Source organism: Mesorhizobium sp. M1409 (assembly GCF_040317535.1).
In the GTDB taxonomy this organism is placed as follows: domain Bacteria; phylum Pseudomonadota; class Alphaproteobacteria; order Rhizobiales; family Rhizobiaceae; genus Mesorhizobium.
Window position 1 is genome coordinate 1 of sequence record NZ_JAMYKV010000040.1, and the last position, 22072, is coordinate 22072.

General features: G+C 64.2%; 21 protein-coding genes and 1 pseudogene. 11 read left to right on the plus strand and 11 right to left on the minus strand.

Features of this window, described 5'->3' with window-relative positions:
- Positions 1-284: 284 nt before the first annotated feature.
- From hisG to hisS, 3 genes are all read right to left on the minus strand, one after another.
- A complete protein-coding gene (gene hisG, locus NKG99_RS25455; protein WP_352871606.1) occupies positions 285-986 on the minus strand; it encodes an ATP phosphoribosyltransferase in 702 nt (233 codons plus the stop codon).
- Positions 983-2104, minus strand: coding sequence for an ATP phosphoribosyltransferase regulatory subunit (locus tag NKG99_RS25460; RefSeq protein ID WP_352871608.1), 1122 nt, complete (start codon positions 2102-2104; stop codon positions 983-985). Before NKG99_RS25460 ends, hisG begins: the two co-directional genes overlap by 4 nt.
- A 178-nt stretch (positions 2105-2282) precedes the next feature.
- A complete protein-coding gene (gene hisS / locus NKG99_RS25465) occupies positions 2283-3788 on the minus strand; it encodes a histidine--tRNA ligase (RefSeq protein ID WP_352871610.1) in 1506 nt (501 codons plus the stop codon).
- Positions 3789-4145: 357 nt separating this feature from the next.
- Between hisS and NKG99_RS25470 the strand changes: the two genes are divergently transcribed.
- Entirely contained in the window at positions 4146-4397 is a 252-nt protein-coding gene (locus tag NKG99_RS25470; RefSeq protein WP_352871611.1) for a hypothetical protein, read from the plus strand.
- A 3-nt stretch (positions 4398-4400) separates the two neighbouring features.
- Here the strand turns inward: NKG99_RS25470 and NKG99_RS25475 are convergent, their stop codons facing one another.
- Positions 4401-5039, minus strand: coding sequence for a DNA-3-methyladenine glycosylase I (locus NKG99_RS25475; protein WP_352871612.1), 639 nt, complete (start codon positions 5037-5039; stop codon positions 4401-4403).
- Positions 5040-5251: 212 nt separating this feature from the next.
- Between NKG99_RS25475 and NKG99_RS25480 the strand changes: the two genes are divergently transcribed.
- Together NKG99_RS25480 and NKG99_RS25485 are read left to right on the plus strand one after the other, a co-directional pair.
- On the plus strand, positions 5252-5992 hold the full coding sequence (locus NKG99_RS25480; RefSeq protein WP_352871614.1) for a L,D-transpeptidase: 741 nt from the start codon (positions 5252-5254) through the stop codon (positions 5990-5992).
- Between the two features lie 268 nt (positions 5993-6260).
- Positions 6261-7180 (plus strand): annotated as a pseudogene (locus NKG99_RS25485) (bifunctional 5,10-methylenetetrahydrofolate dehydrogenase/5,10-methenyltetrahydrofolate cyclohydrolase).
- A 13-nt stretch (positions 7181-7193) separates the two neighbouring features.
- Here the strand turns inward: NKG99_RS25485 and glcF are convergent.
- The 4 genes from glcF to NKG99_RS25505 all read right to left on the minus strand — a co-directional run bounded on the left by glcF (position 7194) and on the right by NKG99_RS25505 (position 12901).
- Entirely contained in the window at positions 7194-8519 is a 1326-nt protein-coding gene (gene glcF / locus NKG99_RS25490) for a glycolate oxidase subunit GlcF (protein ID WP_352871615.1), read from the minus strand.
- A gap of 12 nt (positions 8520-8531) precedes the next feature.
- On the minus strand, positions 8532-9737 hold the full coding sequence (glcE, locus tag NKG99_RS25495; protein WP_352871617.1) for a glycolate oxidase subunit GlcE: 1206 nt from the start codon (positions 9735-9737) through the stop codon (positions 8532-8534).
- A gap of 64 nt (positions 9738-9801) precedes the next feature.
- Positions 9802-11298 (minus strand): FAD-linked oxidase C-terminal domain-containing protein, encoded by a 1497-nt coding sequence (locus NKG99_RS25500; protein ID WP_352871618.1) that lies wholly within the window; start codon positions 11296-11298, stop codon positions 9802-9804.
- A gap of 280 nt (positions 11299-11578) precedes the next feature.
- Positions 11579-12901 (minus strand): DUF3422 family protein, encoded by a 1323-nt coding sequence (locus NKG99_RS25505; RefSeq protein WP_352871620.1) that lies wholly within the window; start codon positions 12899-12901, stop codon positions 11579-11581.
- Positions 12902-13111: 210 nt separating this feature from the next.
- Here NKG99_RS25505 and NKG99_RS25510 point away from each other — a divergent pair, with 210 nt between their 5' ends.
- From NKG99_RS25510 to NKG99_RS25520, 3 genes are read left to right on the plus strand one after another with little or no spacing between them, the layout of a single operon-like run.
- Entirely contained in the window at positions 13112-13915 is an 804-nt protein-coding gene (locus NKG99_RS25510) for a FadR/GntR family transcriptional regulator (RefSeq protein WP_352871622.1), read from the plus strand.
- 19 nt (positions 13916-13934) lie between these two features.
- Complete coding sequence (locus NKG99_RS25515; RefSeq protein ID WP_352871623.1) at positions 13935-15071, plus strand: alpha-hydroxy acid oxidase; 1137 nt, start codon at positions 13935-13937, stop codon at positions 15069-15071.
- A 38-nt stretch (positions 15072-15109) separates the two neighbouring features.
- Entirely contained in the window at positions 15110-15889 is a 780-nt protein-coding gene (locus NKG99_RS25520; protein WP_352871625.1) for a metallophosphoesterase, read from the plus strand.
- Between the two features lie 57 nt (positions 15890-15946).
- Here the strand turns inward: NKG99_RS25520 and NKG99_RS25525 are convergent, their stop codons facing one another.
- Complete coding sequence (locus tag NKG99_RS25525) at positions 15947-16078, minus strand: hypothetical protein (protein WP_352871709.1); 132 nt, start codon at positions 16076-16078, stop codon at positions 15947-15949.
- A gap of 293 nt (positions 16079-16371) precedes the next feature.
- Positions 16372-17070 carry a type 1 glutamine amidotransferase gene (locus tag NKG99_RS25530; RefSeq protein ID WP_352871627.1) on the minus strand — a complete coding sequence of 233 codons (699 nt, stop codon included), beginning with the start codon at positions 17068-17070 and terminating at the stop codon, positions 16372-16374.
- A gap of 88 nt (positions 17071-17158) precedes the next feature.
- Between NKG99_RS25530 and NKG99_RS25535 the strand changes: the two genes are divergently transcribed.
- The 5 genes from NKG99_RS25535 (at position 17159) to NKG99_RS25555 (ending at position 21527) form a co-directional block, all read left to right on the plus strand.
- Complete coding sequence (locus NKG99_RS25535; protein WP_352871629.1) at positions 17159-17806, plus strand: hypothetical protein; 648 nt, start codon at positions 17159-17161, stop codon at positions 17804-17806.
- Between the two features lie 31 nt (positions 17807-17837).
- Entirely contained in the window at positions 17838-18572 is a 735-nt protein-coding gene (locus tag NKG99_RS25540; RefSeq protein WP_352871703.1) for a 16S rRNA (uracil(1498)-N(3))-methyltransferase, read from the plus strand.
- A 259-nt stretch (positions 18573-18831) separates the two neighbouring features.
- Complete coding sequence (locus NKG99_RS25545; protein WP_352871631.1) at positions 18832-20205, plus strand: glutamate--cysteine ligase; 1374 nt, start codon at positions 18832-18834, stop codon at positions 20203-20205.
- Positions 20206-20307: 102 nt separating this feature from the next.
- Positions 20308-21234, plus strand: coding sequence for a DUF937 domain-containing protein (locus tag NKG99_RS25550; protein WP_352871632.1), 927 nt, complete (start codon positions 20308-20310; stop codon positions 21232-21234).
- A gap of 71 nt (positions 21235-21305) precedes the next feature.
- Positions 21306-21527 (plus strand): type II toxin-antitoxin system HicB family antitoxin, encoded by a 222-nt coding sequence (locus NKG99_RS25555; RefSeq protein ID WP_352871705.1) that lies wholly within the window; start codon positions 21306-21308, stop codon positions 21525-21527.
- Positions 21528-21673: 146 nt separating this feature from the next.
- On the opposite strand, the gene NKG99_RS25560 is transcribed toward NKG99_RS25555, so the two are convergent.
- Entirely contained in the window at positions 21674-21964 is a 291-nt protein-coding gene (locus NKG99_RS25560; protein WP_352871633.1) for a DUF1127 domain-containing protein, read from the minus strand.
- Positions 21965-22072: the final 108 nt, after the last annotated feature.

Here is a 22072-nt window from a genome sequence, read left to right on the forward strand (position 1 = left end):
ACGAAGCCATCGTCGAAACCTCCAGAATCAACAATGGCAGCTACAGAATCACATACGATTCAACCGCATCAAGCCATTTTCCGGCTTCGCTTCTTCACACTTGACCACAGCACGAAGCAAATGTGTGCGCACGCTAGCCCCTTGAGGAGAGGGTGCCGAGCGAAGCGAGGCGGGTGGGATCGTCTCAACTGCCTCGACCTCTATCTGGCTTTGACTGGAAAGATGGAGTGCGTCACCGCGGACCCCACCCGTCCATCCGCCTTCGGCGGCTGTCCACCCTCCCCTCAAGGGGGAGGGAGGGCGCTCATCTTCGCGGCAATGTCGCGCAATACGGCTTCATCCGCAGCGGAACGATCTTTCCTCGACGCCACGAGACAGGCCTGCGAGCGCAACACGAGGCCGTCGCCCAGCACCTTGAGATGGTTGGCGCGCAGCGTCGAGCCAGTGGTGGTGATGTCGACGATGACATCGGCCAGTCCCGCCGCCGGCGCGCCTTCGGTGGCACCTAAGCTCTCGACGATGCGATAGACCTGGATGCCATGCTTCTGCGAGAAGAATTGCTGGGTCAGCCGCCAGTATTTGGTGGCGATGCGCAACCGCCTGCCGTGGCGCTGGCGGAAATCGGCGGCGACGTCATCAAGGTCGGTCATGGTGTCGACGTCGAGCCATATGTCCGGCACGGCAACCACGACATCGGCACTGCCAAAGCCGAGACGGGCGACGATTTCGGCGCGGGTCTCCCAGTCAGCGAGGTTCTCCCGCACCAGATCTTCGCCGGTGATGCCGAGATCGACCGTGCCCTGGCCGATCTCGCCCGCAATCTCGGAAGCCGACAGGAAGACCACTTCGACATTGTCCAGGCCCTCGACGCGGGCGTGGTACTTGCGCTCGTCGCCGGGCAGGCTGACGGCGAGGCCGGCCTTGGCCAGCACGTCCAGCGCTTGCTCCTTGAGGCGGCCTTTCGACGGGATCGCCAGCGTGATCATGGCGCCATCTCCCGCAACGCCTCGATGCGGTCGAGCCAGACGGAAAAGCCGACGCCGGGGATCGGCGTCTTCGCGCCAAGCAAGGTCAGCAGCCGGTCGTAGCGGCCGCCACCGACCAGCGGCCGGTCGCCATTGTCAGCCGCGATTTCGAAAACAAGGCCGGTGTAATAGTCGAGCGGACGGCCGAAGGCGGCATCGTAGCGGATGTTTCCGGCCGGCAGGCCGTGCGCCTCGATCGCCTTGGCACGGGCGGCGAACTTCTCCAGCGCGGTATCGAGCGAAAGCCCGGCACCGCTGGCGAAGGAGGCCAGCGCCTCGGCCGCACTGTTAAGCGGCACGTCGATCGCCAGAAAACCCTTCAGCGCCGCGAAGGCCTCGTTCGATAGCCGCACGCTGCGCAGTTCGGCCTTTTCGATCAGCCGCCGCGCGATGTCGGATGGCGGGCGTCCGGCGGACGCCGACAGCCCCGCCTTTTCCATGCCGCCGGCGATGTGGGCGGAAAGTCCGTCCAGATCACCGTCGAGGACGAGGGCGGCGACCGGGCCGGAGAGCTGACCGTTGCGCGGCGGGTTGGCGAGATCGGCGAGTGCCGCCTCAAGCATCGGTGCGGAGCCGAAGGCGCGGGCAAGGCGCATGCGCCAGCCGCGCGGCAGGCCAAGGGCTGCCAGCACCGCCTCGAAAATGGTCTGGTCGCCGAGCGTGATCGCCAGCGCCTGGCCGGGCAGCACCAGGGCAAGCAGCGCATGCGCATCGGCCACCGAGCGGGCATCGGCTTCAGCGGTGTCGCGGTCGCCGAGGTCCTCGATACCGGCCTGGAAGAACTCGTTGCCGCCCTCGCGACGCTGCCGAAAGACCTCGCCGAGATAGGAATAGCGGCGCGGCGTCCCGGCCTGCGAATTTATGTGGTCGAGACAGACCGGAATGGTGAATTCAGGCCGCAGGCACAATGTCTGCCCGGTCTCGCTTTCGGTCAGAAAGATACGGCGGCGCAGATCCTCGCCGGCCATGTCGAGGAATGGATCGGCTGGCTGCAGCACCGCGACCTCGACGGCATGCGTGTCGCAGGTGGCGAAGAGGTTGGTGATGTCGGCTGCGATGGCGGGGTAGCGGGAGGTCATCGATCGGATGGGCGCGAGGCACCCCCCTCTGGCCTGCCAGCCATCTCCCCCGCAAGGGGGGAGATTGGCAGCTTGAGGCTCAGCGCCTCTCCTTCAACGCTGGAGATTGGCGAAAGCCCACGTGACATCCGATCTCCCCCCTTGCGGGGGAGATGGCCGGCAGGCCAGAGGGGGGTGTTCAAGCGCCACCTTTCGCGCGATCGGCAGCCTGCGCCGCCAGGATCTTCTTCACTTCCGCGACCAGTTCGCCCTCGGCAACCGTCACTTGCGCCGGGCGCGCGGCGCGCCATTCGGCGTTGTCGGTGATTTCGGCCGACATGCGCGCGCCTTCGATCAGGTCCTTGATCTGCAGCTCGCCCTTGGCGCGCTCGTCGCCGCCCTGGATGATTGCGACCGGGCAGTTGCGGCGGTCGGCGTATTTGAGCTGCGCCTTCATGCCGGCGCCGCCGAGATACATTTCGGAGCGGATGCCGGCAGCACGCAGCTCCGACACCATCTTCTGATAGCGGCCGAGACTGTCGATATCCTTGTCCATCACCAGCACCACGACCGGCGCGATCACGTCCGAGGCGTCGAGCTTGCCGAGGTTCTTCAGCGCGGTCATCAGCCTGGAGACGCCGATGGAGAAACCGGTTGCCGGCACCGACTCGCCGCGAAAGCGCGAGACCAAGCCATCATAACGGCCGCCGCCACCGACCGAGCCGAAGCGCACGATCTGGCCGTCCTCATTGGGGATTTCAGCCAACAGCTCGGCCTCGAAGACGGGGCCGGTGTAATATTCGAGGCCGCGCACGACGGAACGGTCCATGGCAATACGGTCCTCGCCATATCCTGCTGCCCTGACCAGGGCTTCAATCGTCGACAGTTCGCCGACACCTTCCTGGTAGACCGCGTTCGAACTAACCATGGCATCCTGGCCGGCCTGTGCATTCCTCGCTGTCGCGAGAAGGACTGCCTCGGTCTGCCCGTTGTTCAACCCGGCGCCCTTGGCGAAGTCGCCTTCGCCTTCCTTGCCGCCATCCCAGCGCCCCGGCCCAAGCAGAAGCCTCACCCCTTCCGGCCCGAGCTTGTCCAGCTTGTCGATCCCCCGCAGCACCGTCAGCCGGCGGCCGGCATTCTCGTCGCCGCCAAGGCCGATCGCTTCCAGAACGCCGTCCAGCACCTTGCGGTTGTTGACGCGGATGACGTAGTCGCCGCGCTTGATGCCGAGCGCTTCCATCACGTCGGCCATCATCATGGCCATCTCGGCGTCGGCGGCCACGCCCGGTGTGCCGATCGTGTCGGCATCGAACTGCATGAACTGGCGGAAGCGACCGGGGCCGGGCTTCTCGTTGCGGAACACCCAGCCGGAGCGATAGCTGCGATAGGGTTTGGGCAGGCGCTCATAATTCTCGGCGACAAAGCGCGCCGTCGGCGCGGTCAGGTCATAGCGCAGCGACAACCATTGGTCGTCGTCATCCTGGAAGGAGAACACGCCTTCGTTGGGCCGTTCCTGGTCGGGCAGGAATTTTCCAAGCGCATCGGTGTATTCGATCAGCGGCTGGTCGGCCGGTTCAAAACCATAAAGCTCATAGACCGAGCGGATCGTCGCCATCATCTTCTCGACGGCGCGGATGTCCTCGGCGCTGCGGTCGGCAAAACCGCGCGGCAGTCGCGCTTTCGTCTTTTCCGATTTGTCGGCCATGGAATGAGTCTTTTTGCTAAGTAATCGATGACATATCGCGAATGGGCGTGTCCTAACCGAAGCTGCTTGGTGCGGCAAGGGCGCGCGCTCTTCCTTCTCCCCTTGTGGGAGAAGGTGGATCGGCGCGCAGCGCCGAGACGGTTGAGGGGTGTTGGACGGAGTGCCGTCGGTGCCAAGCTGAAGCACCCCTCATCCGACCGAGCTGCGCTCGGCCACCTTCTCCCACAAGGGGAGAAGGGAAAAGGCGCCAAGCCTGAAACAGAAACGCACCGAGAATGAAACAATCCCGCCATGCGCGCGGCATCGTGCCGACACAATCGCAACAGATAAACGCGCCGAATTGAGGGGTTCGCGGCCATGACCAGCATAGCAAGATTCCATGCCATCGACAGCGATGCCGAACTGCCCGCACGCCTGCGCCCGGCCGACAGCCATGCTCCGAAAATGGTCAGTCAGGCTGCCGGCCCGTTCGAAGTCCCGGCCGATACCGGCAAGGGACCATCCATGCGCGACGCGTTGATGACCGGCCTGCTGGTGATCTATCCGACAGTGGCCACGGTGGTGGCGATTGTCGCCGGCTTGGTGCTGGCCAGCGCCAACGGCACCTGAGTCCTACTTCGGCCGCTTGAAAGCCTTCCGCTGCTTCTCAACCTCCTTGCGGCAGACGCAGCCCTCGAGGTGGTCGTTGACCAGACCCATCGCCTGCATGAAGGCGTAGACCGTGGTCGGGCCGACGAAGCTCCAGCCGCGCTTTTTCAGCTCCTTTGAAATTCGCACCGAGACGGCCGTGGTCGGGTTGGCGCGCAGATGCGCGAGATCGATGATCACGGGCCGCTCATCCTTGCCGGGTTCGAATTTCCAGAACCAGGCGGCCAGCGAGCCGAACTCGTCGGCCATCTCGCGGGCGCGCTTGGCGTTGTTGATCGTCGAGACGATCTTGCCGCGATGGCGGATGATGCCGGCATTGCCGAGCAGGCGCTCGACATCCTTGTCGGTGAAGGCGGCGACCTTGTCGAATTCGAAATTGGCGAAGGCTTCGCGAAAATTCTCCCGCTTGCGCAGGATGGTCAGCCATGACAGGCCCGACTGGAAGCCTTCGAGGCAGATCTTTTCGAACAGCCTGCGGTCATCGGCGACCGGCCGTCCCCACTCATGGTCGTGGTAGTGCAGATAGTCGGGCAGATTGCCGTGCCAGAAACAGCGCGCGACGCCGTCGGGGCCTGCGAGCAGGCCGGTGTTTTCCTTGTCCATAGCCCAAAATCCGTTCGTTAATGCGCTCTTGCGCTGCATTTACCGCGGCTTTACCAGATTCCTGAACCCGGCGGTAACCACACCAAAAGGTTTACTGACACTTGCGCATTTTATGCATTCCGATTCATGTTTCGGTTGCTGCTTCCACGCCAATGATCGCCGAACCGGGAGGACGTTTCCACCCGTTTATCAGACGATCAAGGTGCGTTCCGATGAAGGCAATTCTGTTTCCCATGCTCGGCGCCGTGGCTGTGTTTGCCGCCGGCGTCACGCCCTCAACCGCTGGCGACCGCTATGCCGACAGGCCGCCGGTGATGGTGAGCCCCGACCTTTCAGCACCTTGGGTGCTGCAGCTTGGCCAGGCGCCCGGCATCGTGCGACAGAACCGCCAGATCGTGCAGCAGCAGTTGCGGCTGCGCGCTACGCAACAGCCCGACCGGGTACAGACGGCAGCGGTGCAGCCACCCGCGAAACGTGTGGCCATTCGCCCGCAGATCAACCCGATCTTCCTGCCGCAGGAGGTCGACTTTGACGGCCCGCAGAAGCCGGGCACAATCGTCATCGATACCACGCAGAATTTCCTCTTCCTGATCGAGAAGAACGGCAAGGCGCGGCGCTACGGCGTCGGCACCGGCAAGCCGGGCTTCGAATGGTCGGGCACGCACAAGATCACCAACAAGCGCGAGTGGCCGGACTGGCGCCCGCCGGCGCAAATGATCAAGCGCGAAGCCGCCAAGGGCCGCTACCTGCCGACCTATCTGGCCGGCGGCATGGAGAACCCGCTCGGCGCCCGCGCGCTCTATCTCGGCACGACCGAGTACCGCATCCACGGCACCAACCAACCGTGGACGATCGGCGGCGCGGTGTCGTCGGGTTGCATCCGCATGCGCAACGAGGACGTCGTCGACCTCTATGAACGGGTCAATGTCGGAACCACGGTCGAGGTGATATGATAGTTCTTGCGAATCACTTGGCCGGCAAAGCAACCAGCTTTTCGAGGCCAGTCCGGAGATAACGGGGGACGGGCCGTATGGGGATGCGGCCAGTCAGAAAGGGCAGTGCGGGAAACCGTGCTGCCCTTTCCGTTTTGACCACGGCCTGAGGCGCAACGAAACACTGTTTCCTGGCGCGTCGCGCAAAAACCATGGTGGTTCGCTTTCGCGCTGCCCTTGCCGATGTTCTTTTGCTATGTGGGCGGCAACCAGACAAAAGAGTCGACCCATGTCCCTGTCAGACGACATCCGCTATCTCAAGGGCGGCCCGGTTGCCCACCGCATCATCGCCGCTGTGCGCGAAGACGCGGCGATCGCCAAAGCCGAGGGTTTTCCGCCCAAGCTGATCTCGATCACCGTCGCGATACCGATGCGGTGGACGTCTATGTGCGCAACCAGCGCGCCAAGGCACAATTGGCAGGCATCGATTTCGAGGAACGGCGCTTTCCCGCCACCATCACGTCAGGCGAGCTGGAAGCGGCAATCCACGGCCTGAACGCCGATCCGCGCGTCACCGGCATCATCATCCAGCGGCCGGTCCCTGCCCACATCCCGATCAGGATGCTGCAGGCGGCGGTGCATCCGCTGAAGGATGTCGAGGGCATGCATCCGGCTTCGATCGGCAACATCGTCTACAACCAGCTCGATCTCGCGCCCTGCACGGCGGCCGCTTCGGTCGAGTTGCTCAAGGAGACCGGCCTCGACCTCAAGGGGCTGGAAGTCGTGATCGTCGGCCATTCGGAAATCGTCGGCAAACCGATCGCCTTCCTGTTGATGAGCGAGGGCGCGACGGTGACGGTATGCCACCACATGACGCGATCGGTCGCCGCTCATGCAAGGCGCGCCGACGCGCTGTTCGTCGCCGTCGGCAAGCCGCGGCTGATCAAGGCCGACATGGTCAAGCCGGGTGCCGCCGTCATCGACATCGGCATCAATTCCGAGATCGGACCCGACGGCTCCAGCCGCATCGTCGGCGATGTCGACACTGACAGCGTGCGCGAGGTCGCCTCCTGGATCACGCCGGTACCGGGCGGCGTCGGCCCGATCACGGTCGCCATCCTGCTGCGCAACACAATGGTGGCGCTCAGCCGCCAGCGCGCGCTCTATGAGGCGACCTACGGCACCGCCGACAGGCTCGCGGCGGAGTAGCAGCGGCGCAGCTTTACTCCGCGGCGATCAGGTTCTCGTCCAGCACGCCTTCCGGCTTTGGCCCGCCATACGCCCAGTCGAGCAGCTTGATCGTGTGCACGACCGGCAGCTTCGCCGCCGAGGCGATCTGCGTGATGCAGCCGATATTGCCGGTGGCGACGATCGAGGCCCCCGTCGCCTCGATGTTTTTCACCTTGCGGTCGCGCAGCTTGGCCGAAATCTCGGACTGCAGGATGTTGTAGGTGCCGGCCGAACCGCAGCACAGATGGCCCTCGCGCGGCTCGCGTACGATGAAGCCGGCCCTGGCGAGCAGCTCCTTCGGCTCGTGCGTGATCTTCTGGCCGTGCTGCATCGAGCAGGCCGAGTGATAGGCGACGACGGTGCCCGGCTTGCGCACCGGTTCGGGCAGTTCGAGACCGGCCAGATATTCGGTGATGTCCTTGGCCAGTGCCGAGACGCGCGCGGCTTTGTCGGCATAGGCCGGATCCAGCCGCAGCATGAAGCCATAATCCTTGATCGTCGTGCCACAGCCGGACGCCGTGATGACGATGGCGTCGAGCCCACCTTGGTCGATGGCGCGCGTCCAGGCGTCGACGTTTTGTCTGGCCGACGCAAGGGCGGCTTGCTCCCGCCCCATATGATGCACCAGCGCGCCGCAGCAGCCCTCGCCCTGCGGCACCACGACCTCGATGCCTAACCGGGTCAGCAGCGAAATCGTCGTGTCGTTGATGGCGGGATCGAGCACCGATTGCGCACAGCCGGTGAGGATGGCGACGCGGCCCTTTTGGGTCCCCTGCCCGGCATGGGTGCCTGGTGAAGCGCTTCGCGAAGCCATCGGGATTGAGGCCGGGGCGAGCTTGAGCATCGCGCCGAGCGGCTTCAGTGCCGGAACTTTTTCGAAGACGCCGATGAACGGCTTCCCGAGCTTCGCCAGCTTGAGCGCAGTGCGAAAACGCTTGGGATGGGGCAGCACGAAGGCCAGCATGGCGCGGGTCAGACGGTCGAGCAGCGGCCGTTTGTAGGTCTCCTGGATATGGGCGCGGGCATGGTCGACCAGATGCATGTAGTTGACGCCCGATGGGCATGTCGTCATGCAGGCGAGGCAGGACAGGCAGCGGTCGATGTGGGTGACGATCTCCTTGTCGGCGGGACGGCCATTTTCCAGCATGTCCTTGATCAGGTAGATACGCCCGCGCGGTGAATCGAGCTCGTTGCCGAGCGTCACATAGGTCGGGCAGGTGGCGGTGCAGAAGCCGCAATGCACACATTTGCGCAGGATCTTTTCCGATTCCGCGACATGCGGATCGCTGAGCTGGGCAGCTGAAAAACTGGTCTGCATCGCATTTAGGTCCTAGGCCATGCGGCCGGGATTGAGAATGTTCTTCGGGTCGAATTCCTGCTTCAGGCGCTGGCTGAGTGCCGCCAGCGCCGGCGCTTGCGGCTCGAACACCGGCAAGGCGGCGCGATGCGAAGGTGCCGCGCGCACCAGCGTCGCATGGCCGCCGCCGTGTTTCCGCAACAGCCCGCGCAGCAGGGCGGCTTCCGGATCGCCTTGTTCCATGCGCAGCCACACCAGCCCGCCCTGCCAGTCATAGAAGGCGCTGACGGCGGCCTGCATGCGCAAGGCCAGCACCATCTGGTGGCCCGCTCCCGGCGTCATCGACACGCGCCACACCGGTTTCTCGCTGCTGTCGACGAAGGGCCTGCAATCGCGCACATCACGCCAGATCAGCCGTGAAATTTCTCCGGAAATCTCCTCCAGCGGCCCGGCATTGCCGAGCAGCGTTTTCAGTGCGGCGATGCGGTAGGCGACCGACGGGCCAAAACCCTCGACACGCAGCAGCGTGGCGGCCTCGCTGCCGAGCGCACCGGCGGCCACACGCGCGGCGATGCGCTCCGGCAGATGGGCGGCACTCGACACTTCCGCGCTGGAACCGAGCGCCATGGCCATGGAAGCGGCGGCCGCATCGTCGAGCAGGCCACGGATGGCGAGCGTGACTTCGGTTTCGGCGGCAGGCAGCACCTTGAAAGTAACGTCGGTGAACGCCGCCAGCGTGCCCCAACTGTTGGCCATCAGCTTGGACATGTCATAGCCGGTGACGTTCTTGACCACGCGGCCGCCCGACTTGAAGGCCTCGCCACGGCCGGACACCACATTGATGCCCAGGATATGATCGCGCGCCGCGCCCGCCTTCAGCCGGCGCGGGCCGGAGAGGTTTGCGGCGAGCACACCGCCGATCGTGCCTTTGCCAGCTTCGCCCCCGAGCAGCGGACCGTAGTCCATCGGCTCGAAGGCGAGCTGCTGGCCGTTTTCCGCCAGCAGCTTCTCGATGTCGGCCAGCGGTGTGCCTGCTTTGGCCGACAGCACCAATTCGGCTGGTTCGTAGAGCGTGACGCCGACAAGCCGAGACAGGTCGAGCGTGTGTTCGGTTTGCAGCGGCCGGCCGATGCCGCGCTTGGACCCATGGCCAAGGATTTCGAGCGGCGTCTCTTCCGCCACGGCCCAGGCGACGGCGGACAGGACCTCGTCTGACGTGGTTGGGGTAAAGGTGGTCATGAGGAGAACGCGCCAGTCGCGAGTGCCGAAGTGCTGCGATCCTTGGCAAGCGCCGACATGTCCCTCAAAACCTCGGAATGTCCGGGAACGGCAGCTTGCCGCCGGAGATGTGCATGCGGCCGAGTTCGGCGCAGCGGCGGAGCTGCGGGAAGACTTTGCCGGGGTTGAGCAGATGGTTGGGATCGAAGGCGCATTTGACGCGCATCTGCTGGTCGAGGTCGATCTGGGTGAACATTTCCGGCATCAGGTCGCGTTTTTCCACGCCCACCCCGTGTTCGCCTGTCAAGACGCCGCCGACCTTGACGCAGAGCCGCAATATGTCGGCGCCGAAGCTTTCCGCCTTGTCGAGTTCGCCCGGCACGTTGGCATCGTAGAGGATCAGCGGATGCAGATTGCCGTCGCCGGCGTGAAAGACATTGGCGACGCCGAGACCGTATTTCTCCGAAAGCTCGCGCATGCCGGCGAGCACACGTGGCAGCTTCTTGCGCGGGATGGTGCCGTCCATACAGTAATAGTCGGGCGAAATGCGGCCGACCGCCGGGAAAGCCGCCTTGCGGCCGGCCCAGAAGCTCAACCGCTCCTGCTCGGACCGCGAGATGCGGCAGGTGGTCGAGCCGTTCTTGTAGGCGATGGCTTCGACGAGACCGATCAGATGATCGACCTCGACGCCCGGTCCGTCGAGCTCGACGATCAGCAGCGCCTCGACATCGAGGGGATAGCCGGCATGGACGAAATCTTCCGCCGCGTGGATCGCCGGCCGGTCCATCATTTCCATGCCGCCCGGAATGATGCCGGCACCGATGATGTCGGCGACGCATTGGCCGCCCTGCTCGCTGGTCGGGAAGCCGATCAGCAGTGCACGCGCCGTCTCAGGCTTCTTCAGGATGCGCACGGTGACCTCGGTGACGACGCCGAGCAGCCCCTCCGAACCGGTCATGACGCCAAGCAGGTCATAGCCTTCCGCATCGAGGTGACTTCCGCCCAGCCGCACCACCTCGCCGCTCATCAGCACCATCTCGATGCCGAGCACATTGTTGGCGGTGAGGCCGTATTTCAGGCAGTGCACGCCGCCGGAATTCTCGGCGACGTTGCCGCCGATCGAGCAGGCGATCTGGGAGGATGGATCGGGGGCGTAGTAAAAGCCCTCCTGCTCGACGGCGGTGGTGATGCCGAGATTGGTGACGCCCGGCTGGGCGACGACGACGCGATTGGGAAAATCGATCGCGAGGATGCGGTTGAAGCGGCTCATGACCAGCAGCACCGCGTCCTCAAGCGGCAGCGCGCCGCCCGACAACGAGGTGCCGGAGCCGCGCGGCACGACGCGGATGTTGCGCTCGTTGCAATATTTCAGCACGCGCGAAACCTGCGCCACCGTTTGCGGCAAAACGACAACCAGCGGCAGTTGCCGGTAGGCGGTCAGGCCATCGCTCTCGAAGGCTCGCATGGAATTGGCGGCGTCGACGACACCCTCGCCCGGCACGATGATGCGCATGTCGGCGACGATCTCGTCGCGCCGGCGCATCGTCGCGTCGTCTGGTTTCGGCATGGCCAGGCCGGACATCAACAGCCTCGTTTCGCTTGACTGGTCAAAATCTTTTACCAGTGAAGCGCGCTGGTTGCAAATCCTGCCTTGGCGGAGAATCCAGTCTCAAGGTCGAGACGGGGTTCCGCAGCGGCAATCTGCCGCTGTCTTACCCTCCCCCTTGTGGGGAGGGTCGCGAACGAAGTGAGCGGGGCGGGGGTCAGCGCGGCGCTTTACGAGGACCCCCACCCCCGTCTCACGATCTTCGCTTCGCTGCGATCATGAGCCGACCCTCCCCACAAGGGGGAGGGTGGCAGTCCTACTCGCCAGCCAGCTTGCCGGGTTCGGAGTGCATCCGGCGCACACGGCGCACGCCCCACCAGACCAGCAGGAGGGCGACCGGCACCGAGGCGGCGGTGATGACCTCCGGAGCGAAGGCATGGCCGAAGATCGAGGCGCCCTTGGCGACATAACCGATGAGGCCGACCACATAATAGGAGACGGCGGCGACCGACAGGCCTTCGACGGTCTGCTGCAGGCGCAGCTGCAGGCGGGCGCGGTTGTTCATCGAGGCGAGCAGGTCGCGGTTCTGCTTCTCGACCTCGACATCGACCCATGTGCGCAGAAGCGTCGTGGCGCGAGTCAGCTTGCGCGACAGATTGGCTTGCCGCTCCTCGACCGAGCGGCACGTGCGCATGGCAGGTGCGACGCGGCGCTGCAGGAAGCCGCCCCAGGTGTCGTAGCCGGGCACGGCTTCTTCCTCGAGCGCCTCCAGCCGCTCGCCGACGATGCCGTCATAGGCGCGGCTGGCGCCAAAGCGGTAGAGGCTCGACGCCGCGTCCGCTTCCAGTTCCGCGGCGAGTTCGGTGAGATCGGCCAGCAAGGTCTGGCTGTCGCGAGTCTGAGCGACCTTCATCTCCAGCGTGGTCTGCGCCAGCCGGTCCTCGATGCGGCGGGCGCGGCCGGACAGGTTCAGCGCCAGCGGCAGGCCGAGCATGGCCAACGTGCGATAGGTTTCGATGTCGATCAGCCGTTGCGACAGCGCGCCGGTGCGCGCCGGGGTCAGGCCGCGATCGAGCACCAGCATGCGCGTCATGCCGTCACCGTCCTGGCGAAAGTCGGTGACGATGGCTGCGTTGCCGCGCTCGACCAGCGAGTAGCACAGGCTGGTCGGGTCGAAGCCGGCGATCAGCCTTTCGCTGACCTGGGTCCATTTGCGGATTTCGAGCCGGATGCCCGAAATGACGGTTCCCGGCGGCGAAAACCCGTTGCCGAACGGCGAATCTTCCTGCGCCCTGCCGCTTTCGGAGAGCGGCCCTTCCCACAGGTAGGTCGAGAATTCGGTGTGCCGTTCCCAGCGCAGCGAACCCTTGCCCCACTTCATGGCGTGGTGGCGGGCCTGCCGGTCGGGCGCGGCGATGCCGAGGCGTCGTGACAGTTCGGAAAGCACGGCATGATCAACGCCGGAGCCACCCTCGGTCATGAAGGCGAGTTGCACCAGCACGCGCGGCTTTTCGATCAGCGGATGCGGCCGGGCATGGACCTCGCCGAGCGCGCCGGGCCGGCCCTCATGCGCGGGAAACCCCATGACGCTGCCCTTGGCGCGTGGCTGGAACTCGAGATTGGACGGGTCGTCTGACACGGCTTGTCCCCCGGGTTTCTCTGAACCCTCTTGCACTCGCGTCCCTCTAGAGCCAATAGCCCGGTGACGCAAACAGCAAAGTTTAGACGAAGACGATATGGCGTCGGGCGGCAAAATCGACACGCTTCGACCAATTGGATAAATAATTTGACCAGTTGGCGGCGCAGGCTTTATCCTGCGCGACACCGGTTCACCTTCCAGGCATTTGAATTGAACGACATTTTTTCCAGGATCGAGCATTCGCGCACCGCCGACGAGGTGGTGCAGCAGATCGAGAGCCTCATCCTTGAAGGCGTGCTGCGCACCGGCGACCGGTTGCCGGGCGAGCGCGAGCTCGCACGTCAGTTCGACGTGTCGCGGCCGATCCTGCGCGACGCACTGAAAGCGCTGGAGGGGCGCGGCCTTTTGACGACAAGGCCCGGCGGCGGCACGCATGTCGCCGATGTCATCGGCCAGCTGTTCACCAAGCCGGTGACGGACCTGATCTCGATGCACCGCAAGGCTGTGACCGACTATCTGGAATACCGCCGTGAGATCGAAGGGGTGGCGGCCGAATACGCGGCGCGGCGCGCCACTCCAGACGACATGGCGCTGCTCGACAGGATCATGGCACGCATGGACGATGCGCACCGGACCGGCGATTTCGACGACGAGGCTGAAATCGACGTCGAGTTCCACCATGCGATCTGCGAATGCGCGCACAACATCATCCTTTTGCACACGCTGCGCTCCTGCTACCGGCTGTTGTCGGAAGGCGTGTTCCAGAACCGGCTCCTGGTGTTCAGCGTGCCCGGCGCGCGCGAGGCGCTGCTTGCGCAGCACCGGGCGATCCATGCGGCGGTGAAGGCCGGCGATCCGGCCGCTGCCCGGCAAGCGGCGATGGACCACATCACCTATGTCGAACGGTCGATGGCAGAGGCCGAGCGCAGCGGCGACTGGCAGCGCGTCTCGCGGCTGAGGCTGAAGCAGCGTGTCGACGCCACCGATGCCGAACCCGCACGCAAACGCTCCTAACCATCGAAACGGGAAGCCTATGAGCCAAATCCTGACCATCGCCGACCTCAAGGACCTCGCGCGCCGGCGCGTGCCGAAGATGTTCTTCGACTATGCCGATTCCGGTTCGTGGACCGAAAGCACGTATCGGGCCAACGAAGAGGACTTCCAGAAGATCAAGTTCCGCCAACGCGTGCTCGTCGACATGGACAACCGCTCGCTGGCTTCGACCATGATCGGCGAGAAGGTGTCGATGCCGGTTGCATTGGCGCCAACCGGCATGACAGGCATGCAGCACGCCAATGGCGAGATGCTGGCGGCGCAGGCGGCGGAGGAATTCGGCGTGCCGTTCACCCTGTCGACGATGAGCATCTGCTCGATCGAAGACGTTGCCTCTGTGACAACCAAGCCGTTCTGGTTTCAGCTCTATGTGTTGCGCGACAAGGATTTCGTGCTCAACCTAATCGACAGGGCCAAGGCGGCGAAATGCTCGGCGCTGATGCTGACGCTCGACCTGCAGATCCTCGGCCAGCGCCACAAGGACATCCGCAACGGCCTTTCGGCGCCGCCCAAGCTGACGCTGACGAACATCGTCGACATGGCCATCCGCCCGCGCTGGTGCGCCGCCATGGCCGGCACAAAGCGGCGGACCTTCCGCAATATTGTCGGCCACGCCAAAGGCGTCGGCAACATGGCCTCGCTGGCATCGTGGACGACGGAGCAGTTCGATCCGCATCTGTCGTGGAAGGACGTCGCCTGGATCAAGGAACGCTGGGGCGGCAAGCTGATCCTCAAAGGCATTCTCGACAAGGAAGACGCGCTTATGGCGGCCAAGACCGGCGCCGACGCGATCATCATTTCCAACCATGGCGGGCGCCAGCTCGATGGCGCGTCATCGTCGATCGGCGTGCTGGAAGAGATCGCCGATGCGGTCGGTGACACGATCGAGGTGCATATGGATGGCGGCATCCGCTCCGGCCAGGATGTGCTGAAGGCGCTCTGCCTCGGCGCCAAGGGCACCTATATCGGCCGGCCATTTCTTTACGGCCTGGGTGCGCTCGGCAAGGAAGGAGTTACCAAGGCATTGGAAATCATCCGCAAGGAGATGGACATCACGCTGGCGCTGTGCGGAAAGCGTCTGGTCACCGACATGGGCAAGGACCAGCTCCGGCGCTAGAGTTCCGTGACAGCCCTGACCACGGAGACGACGAGACCTTGGCGGAACCCGGTATCCATTTTCTCGACGCGCAGGGGCCGGACGGCGTGCGTCTCTACGCGATCGGCGACGTGCATGGCCGGCCCGACCTGCTGGCCGCCATGCATCAACGCATCAAGGCCGAGATCGAGCAGGACGCGCCCGCCGACTGGCGCGTCATCCATCTTGGCGACTATGTCGACCGCGGACCGGATTCAAAGGGCGTCATCGACTTCCTGATCGAAGCGCGCGAGCGCGACCCGCGTCATCTGATGCTGGCCGGCAACCACGACATCGGCTTTCTCGATTTTCTCAAGACCCCCGACCCGGAAGGGCTTTTCATCCGCTTTGGCGGTATCCAGACCGCGCAGTCCTACGGCGTGGCGATCAGCGAAGGCGCCAGCGCGTGGTTCGGCAAGGCCGAGACCGCCGTGCGCAAAGGACATCAGGCCTTGGTCGAGGCCGTGCCGCGGGGTCACATCGATTTCCTGCGCTCGCTGCCGTTTTCGGTGACGCTGGGCGATTTCTTCTTCTGTCATGCCGGCATCAGGCCGGGCATTCCCCTGGATAGGCAAAACCCGCAGGATCTGATCTGGATCCGCGACGTCTTCCACAATCACACCGGCCTCTATCCGAAGATCGTGGTGCATGGCCACACGCCGGTACCGGAAGCTGAAGTGATGGCCAACCGCGTCAATGTCGACACGCTTGCCTGGCAATCAGGCATGCTGACCGCGCTCGTCGTCGACGGCTCGGACAAACGCATCCTGACAATGACGATCAAGGGACCTGGTCAATAAAGGCAGCTTGAGCGCTGCGCGTCCGAGGACGCTCCGGCTCGCGGCGCGGCCCCGGCTTTAGCGCAGCGAGGCGGTGACGCCGTAACCGTCGACGGCATTGTGGTTGTTGGCCGCGTCGGCGGCGTAGATACCCAGACCGCAAAGCACGATGGCGGACAACATGGCAAAGGACAGAAGCGTTGCTTTCACGGAGGTCATCTCTTGTTGAGCTTTGTGCATCTGTGCACGAGGCGGTTACCAATGCGTTGAAACGGAGAATTCGCTTCAAAATTTCGACGATTTCGCGCTTCTAGGCATGTTCTGTATCAACGGTGTGTCGCGCGGGTCACACAAAAGGTTCATCGCGGTTGCACAGGAGATGCGGAGCGCGCGCCTTCTAGGATGGCGGACGGACACAAGCCAAGGATGAAACCGGTTTTCCCCAACGGTTTCGCCGCCGCGTGCCAATTATGTCACGCGGCAAGGCGCCAAGGCGCGGACGCTCAGATCGTCGCCACCCAGGCACGGGCAATGGCAAGGCCGGCGGCATCCGCGTCAGGCCCGTTGCGGGCCATTTCGCCATCGAGCTTGCCGGCCCAGTCGGGATGGCGCGCGGCGATGATCGGGGCAAAGGACATGCTCCAGTCCTTGACCATCGGCCGGTCGGCCTCGAAATGGAATTGGAAGCCGTAGACCGCGCGGCCGACGCGAAACGCCTGGTTTTCGGCGACATCGTTGCCAGCGAGCCGCACGGCGTTCTCGGGCAGCACGAAGGTGTCGTCGTGCCACTGGAAGATCGGGAAGTTTTCCGGCAGCGCGCCCAGCACCGCATCGGCCTTGGCGTCCGCCGTCAGCGACACGCCGCGCCAGCCGAACTCGTTGGCGCCGCCGATACGGTTCTCGCCACCGAACGCACGGGCGACGAGCTGGCTGCCGAGGCAAATGCCGAGCACGGCGCGATCCTTGCCGGCGAAATCGCGGGTCAGTTCGAGCAGTGCCGGGAAATAGGGGTACTCATCGTCGGCCAGTGCATTCTGGCCACCGCCGAGCACCACCATGGCATCATGCCCGGCCGCATCGTCCGGCAGGAGATCGCCCTTGTAAGGGTAGCGGACATCGAGATCGGCGCCCGCCTCCGCGAGAGCGGCGCCGACTTGGCCAAGGCCGGTATTGTCGTAGTTCTGGACCACCAGCACCCGCATGAAAAACCCCTGCTGACAGGAAAAAGATGCGACGAGCGATATCATGCCGTCCGCATTGCAGCCAAGATGCGCGTTCGGAGAGAAAGATATGCCACTGCAAAACCGGGTCGATCCGTTCGGCGCCATCCACGCCGTGCCCGAGCGTGGACTGTTCACCGGCAATCGCGGCATCATCCACGATCCCGAGACGAAGACGCTGTTGAAGAAGCGCTGGGCGCTTCAAGCCTGGATTATCTGCGTCTGCCAATTCCGCGATGTGCGGCGCGAGCCGATGGGCCGCAACCGGGAGGGCGGTAAAGCGGGTTGGACCGAGCTTTTCTTCCTCGACGAGGTGACGGCACTGGCGGCCGGGCATCGCCCCTGTTTCTTTTGCCAGCGCGAACGGGCCAAGGATTTCGTCGGTCGCTTCGGCGAAGCTTTCGGCATTGCCGAGCCGCGCGCGCCGCAAGTCGACAAGCGGCTGCACAAGGAGCGGCTGGAGTCGGGCGGCAGGCTGGCGATGTTGGCCTTTGAAGAGCTTGCCGGCCTGCCGGACGGCGCCATGGTCGCGGATGGCGGCAACGCTTATGCCTTGCGCGGCGGCAAGGTACTGCGCTGGTCTTTTGCCGGATACGGCCCGCCCGCCGATTTCGACCTGCTCGAAGGCAAGACACTCTCGCTGCTGACACCTGCCACGACGCTCGCCGTGCTGCGGCATGGCTTTCGACCCGTTTGGCATCCGTCCGTCGAGACTTGACGCCGGCGGCAGGCTCGCTCATTCCTCGGCGATGCGCGCCAATTACAAGATGCAACGTCTGTTCGTGCCCGACGATCTGCGGCCAGACATCGAGTTCGATGCCGGTCAGCAGCAGAGCCACTATCTCCTGCATGTGCTGCGGCTCGGCGAAGGCGCCGAAATCCTGGTGTTCAACGGCCGCGACGGCGAGTGGTCGGCGGCTATCGCTGCCAAATCAAAAAGGGCGGTGCGGCTGAAGGTGCTGGCGCTACAACGGCGGCAGCCGCCGTTGCCCGACCTCACCTACTGCTTCGCGCCGCTGAAGCAGGGCCGGCTCGACTATCTCGTGCAGAAGGCGGTCGAGATGGGTGCCGGCATCCTGCAGCCGGTCATCACCCAGCACACGCAAGTGGCCAAGCCAAGCATCGATCGCCTGCGCGCCAATGTCGTCGAAGCCGCCGAACAATGCGGCATCCTGGCGGTGCCTCAAGTGCTCGAAGCGGAAAAATTCGAGCGTTTGCTGACCGGTTGGGACAAGGAACGGCGGCTGATCTTCTGTGACGAGGACGCCTCGACCAACAATCCGCTGTCCGCGCTGCGGGCGGTGAAGGAAAACAAGCTTGGGCTGCTGGTCGGGCCGGAGGGCGGCTTTTCCGACGACGAGCGCAAGGTGCTGCGCGCGCTTCCCTTCGTCACCGCCATTCCACTCGGCCCGCGCATCCTGCGCGCCGATACGGCGGCGGTGGCGGCGCTCGCGGTGATGCAGGCAACAATCGGAGACTGGTAAGCGACCCCTTCTCTTCTCCCCTTTTTGGGAGAAGGAAGAACCGTCGCCGCCGTTCAATTCCCGTTCACCTGTGGCTCAGGATTTTTCGCTTGCTCGTCTGCTGACATTTCGTCCATTTAGCGCCGGCGATCGTCCGATCGTCCTACAGTGCCGCGCGTCCTTTCGGACACGCAAAGGACGCTGTAGCATTTCATTGGGTTCATGGCTCTTTCCGAAAATCGAAAGCAGATTTTCGGGGTCATGTGCTAAGGGCTTACAAATGGCGCGCGATACTACCGATTTCCGCCCGATCGAAGGTGTCGACGAACTCGTCGAGCATCTGGCCGAAGGCAACAAGCCGCGCGACAAGTGGCGTATCGGCACCGAACACGAGAAATTCCCCTTCTACGTCGACGGCAACGCGCCCGTCCCCTATGGCGGCGAACGCGGCATCCGCGCCATCCTCGAAGGCATGCAGTCAAAGCTCGGCTGGGATCCGATCATCGATGATGGCCGCATCATCGGTCTGGTCGAACCGACCGGCCAGGGGGCGATTTCGCTGGAACCCGGCGGCCAGTTCGAGCTTTCCGGGGCACCGCTGGAGACCATCCATCAGACCTGCCGCGAGGGCAATGCGCATCTGGCGCAGGTGCGCGAGATCGCCGAGCCAATGGGCATCCGCTTCCTCGGCCTCGGCGGCAGCCCGAAATGGTCGCTGGCCGAGACGCCGAAAATGCCGAAGTCGCGCTACGAGATCATGACGCGCTACATGCCCAAGGTCGGCACCAAGGGCCTCGACATGATGTACCGCACCTGCACGATCCAGGTGAATCTCGACTTCGAGAGCGAGGCCGACATGCGCCGCAAGATGCAGGTGTCGCTGAAGCTGCAGCCGCTGTCGACGGCATTGTTCGCCAATTCGCCCTTCACCGAAAGTCACCCGAACGGCTTGCAGAGCTGGCGCGGCGACATCTGGCGCGACACCGACAACCAGCGCTCGGGCCTGCTCGAATTCTGCTTTTCGCCCGATTTCGGTTTCGCCGACTATGTCGAATGGGCGCTCGACGTGCCGATGTATTTCGTCATCCGCGACGGCCGCTATCACGACATGACGCACATCACCTTCCGCCAGTTCATGGCCGGGGCCGCGCGCAATGAAGTTCCCGACGGACTGCCGACAATGGGCGACTGGGCAAACCATCTGTCGACGCTGTTCCCGGACGTGCGGCTGAAGCGCTTCCTCGAGATGCGCGGCGCCGACGGCGGGCCGTGGCGGCGCATCTGCGCGCTGCCGGCCTTCTGGGTCGGATTGCTCTATGATGAGGCGGCACTCGACGCCGCCGAGGCGCTGACCTCGAGCTGGACGTATGAAGAAACGCTGGCGATGCGCAATGCCGTGCCGGAACAAGGCATTTCCGCGCCCTTCCGCAACACCACGCTGCGCGAAATCGCGCGCGACGTGCTGGTCATTTCGCGCATGGGGCTGAAGAACCGCGGCAAGAAGAACCGCGACGGCTACGACGAGACATCCTTCCTCAACACGCTCGACGAGGTCGTCGCGCGCGGCACCACCAGCGCAGAGGAGATGCTGTCGGCCTACCACACGCGCTGGGGCGGCTCGATCGAGCCGGTGTTCATGGAATATGCCTATTAACCCCTCGGATTTGACGCAGCCGATCGATCGGCAAAAGTCGCTTCAATCGGAAGTGGAAACGAACTAGGCTTCTTCGGCGAGGATTTCCGGAGGAGACGCCCGATGCCTACCTTGTTCGACATGCTGACGCAGGCGCAGAACGGCAACGGCATGCAGGCCCTTGCCCAACAATACGGGCTTTCGATGCAGCAGACGCAGGCGGCGGTCGCCGCGCTGCTGCCGGCCTTTTCACAGGGGCTGCAACGCAACACCGCCGACCCCTACGGGCTCGGCGCCTTCATGACCGCGATGGCCAGCGGCCAGCACGCCAAATATTTCGAGGACGCAACCCGGGCCTTCTCGCCGCAGGGCGTCGATGAGGGCAACGGCATTCTCGGGCATCTGTTCGGCTCGAAGGATCTGTCGCGCGCCGTGGCCAGCCAGGCGGCGCAAGCGAGCGGTGTCAACCAGCAGATCCTGCAGCAGATGCTGCCGGCGATCGCCTCGATGCTCATGGGCGGGCTGTTCAAGCAGACGACAAATCAGATGCAGGCCGCCGGCGGCTTTGGCGGTGGCGGCAACAATCCACTCGGCGAGATCGTCGAGCAGATGATGCGGCAAGGTGGCGGCATGCAGGCCCCGGCGCCCCAGCCACGCCACGCGCCGCAGCCCCGGAATCCGATGGACAACCCGCTCGGCAAGGTTTTGCAGGACATGTTCGGCGGCGGGGCGCCACAGCCGCAACCTCAGCAGACGCAAAGCCCTTATGGCGATAATCCGCTCGGCAAAATCTTCGAGGAGATGCTGCGGCAAGGCGGCGGTGGCGGCTTCGGCATCCCGGGCGGCCAGCCGGCGCCGCAACAGCCTCAAGCGCCCCCGCAGCAGCGACAGGCATCTCAGCCACAGGCCAATCCGAGCGGTCGGCCGAGGAATCCCTTCGACGACCTGTTCGGCAAGATGTTCGAAACCGGCGCACAGCAGCGTGACGACTACCAGAAAAGCGTGGAAACGATCTTCGACCAGTTCAAGCGGGACATGGACCAGCGGTAGTCGAAATCAGTGGGTGAGAGACTGGAGCAGATGAAAGCTCGTGGCATTGATCGACGAGGCAAAGAGACATGATGGACAGACTTGAATATCCGGTCGTCATTGCGCCACTTTCTGCAGAGGACGGAGGGGGGTTTTCGGCTTTGGTGCCTGATCTGCCAGGCTGCGTGAGTGACGGCGACACCCCTGAAGAGGCCATCGCGAATGTCCAGGACGCCATAGCATCTTGGATAGGGGCTGCGCATGAGCTCGGCAGGTCGATACCAAGGCCATCGCGAAAGCTGGCATTCGCCTGACTGCCAAAAGAAAAGCCCGGTCCTGGGAGGACCGGGCAGAGTGCAGGCGGGCCGGCGGGGATCCGGCAGGGAGTCGGGGCCTGCATACTTCTCAGTCGCGTCGAACCTCGAAAAGGTTCACGGCAACCTAAACGACAAGCGACAGATCAAGCCACCTTGCGGGCAATGTCCTCGATCGTCTCGATGCGATCGCTAGCGATTTCGCGCAGCATCGCCGTCGGGTCGCGGCCGAACGGCACGTCGATGGCGACATGCAGGTCGGCGCGCGTCAGGCCGATATCGGCGAGTTCGGCATCCGACATCTCGCCAAGGCGGTAGAAGGCGCGGCGGTTTTTCCAGGCGCGGTAGACGTTGGAAATGGTGTTTGCCACGCGCGTCGCAACGGCCGGACGCGAGGTGATGCGCGAGGTCTCGGTGGCGAAATCAAACGTGGTCATTGTCGGTCTCCTTCAGACTCGAACGAGCAAGGCCAGGCAATCGGCGCTGGCGACAGCGGCCGCTCCGGTCCCAATTCACATGCTTTCATGTGGACAATGCGAATTTGC

What these genes read in the sequence shown, in the direction of transcription:
- NKG99_RS25515 (WP_352871623.1), top strand. Translation starts at nt 13,935, where the DNA reads ATGAGCCAAATCCTGACCATCGCCGACCTCAAGGACCTCGCGCGCCGG.
- NKG99_RS25475 (WP_352871612.1), bottom strand. Translation starts at nt 5,039, where the DNA reads ATGGACAAGGAAAACACCGGCCTGCTCGCAGGCCCCGACGGCGTCGCG.
- NKG99_RS25480 (WP_352871614.1), top strand. Translation starts at nt 5,252, where the DNA reads ATGAAGGCAATTCTGTTTCCCATGCTCGGCGCCGTGGCTGTGTTTGCC.
- NKG99_RS25550 (WP_352871632.1), top strand. Translation starts at nt 20,308, where the DNA reads ATGCCTACCTTGTTCGACATGCTGACGCAGGCGCAGAACGGCAACGGC.
- NKG99_RS25470 (WP_352871611.1), top strand. Translation starts at nt 4,146, where the DNA reads ATGACCAGCATAGCAAGATTCCATGCCATCGACAGCGATGCCGAACTG.
- NKG99_RS25540 (WP_352871703.1), top strand. Translation starts at nt 17,838, where the DNA reads ATGCGCGCCAATTACAAGATGCAACGTCTGTTCGTGCCCGACGATCTG.
- hisS (WP_352871610.1), bottom strand. Translation starts at nt 3,788, where the DNA reads ATGGCCGACAAATCGGAAAAGACGAAAGCGCGACTGCCGCGCGGTTTT.
- NKG99_RS25535 (WP_352871629.1), top strand. Translation starts at nt 17,159, where the DNA reads ATGCCACTGCAAAACCGGGTCGATCCGTTCGGCGCCATCCACGCCGTG.
- NKG99_RS25560 (WP_352871633.1), bottom strand. Translation starts at nt 21,964, where the DNA reads ATGACCACGTTTGATTTCGCCACCGAGACCTCGCGCATCACCTCGCGT.
- NKG99_RS25555 (WP_352871705.1), top strand. Translation starts at nt 21,306, where the DNA reads ATGGACAGACTTGAATATCCGGTCGTCATTGCGCCACTTTCTGCAGAG.
- NKG99_RS25545 (WP_352871631.1), top strand. Translation starts at nt 18,832, where the DNA reads ATGGCGCGCGATACTACCGATTTCCGCCCGATCGAAGGTGTCGACGAA.
- NKG99_RS25530 (WP_352871627.1), bottom strand. Translation starts at nt 17,070, where the DNA reads ATGCGGGTGCTGGTGGTCCAGAACTACGACAATACCGGCCTTGGCCAA.
- glcE (WP_352871617.1), bottom strand. Translation starts at nt 9,737, where the DNA reads ATGACCACCTTTACCCCAACCACGTCAGACGAGGTCCTGTCCGCCGTC.
- glcF (WP_352871615.1), bottom strand. Translation starts at nt 8,519, where the DNA reads ATGCAGACCAGTTTTTCAGCTGCCCAGCTCAGCGATCCGCATGTCGCG.
- NKG99_RS25460 (WP_352871608.1), bottom strand. Translation starts at nt 2,104, where the DNA reads ATGACCTCCCGCTACCCCGCCATCGCAGCCGACATCACCAACCTCTTC.
- hisG (WP_352871606.1), bottom strand. Translation starts at nt 986, where the DNA reads ATGATCACGCTGGCGATCCCGTCGAAAGGCCGCCTCAAGGAGCAAGCG.
- NKG99_RS25500 (WP_352871618.1), bottom strand. Translation starts at nt 11,298, where the DNA reads ATGTCCGGCCTGGCCATGCCGAAACCAGACGACGCGACGATGCGCCGG.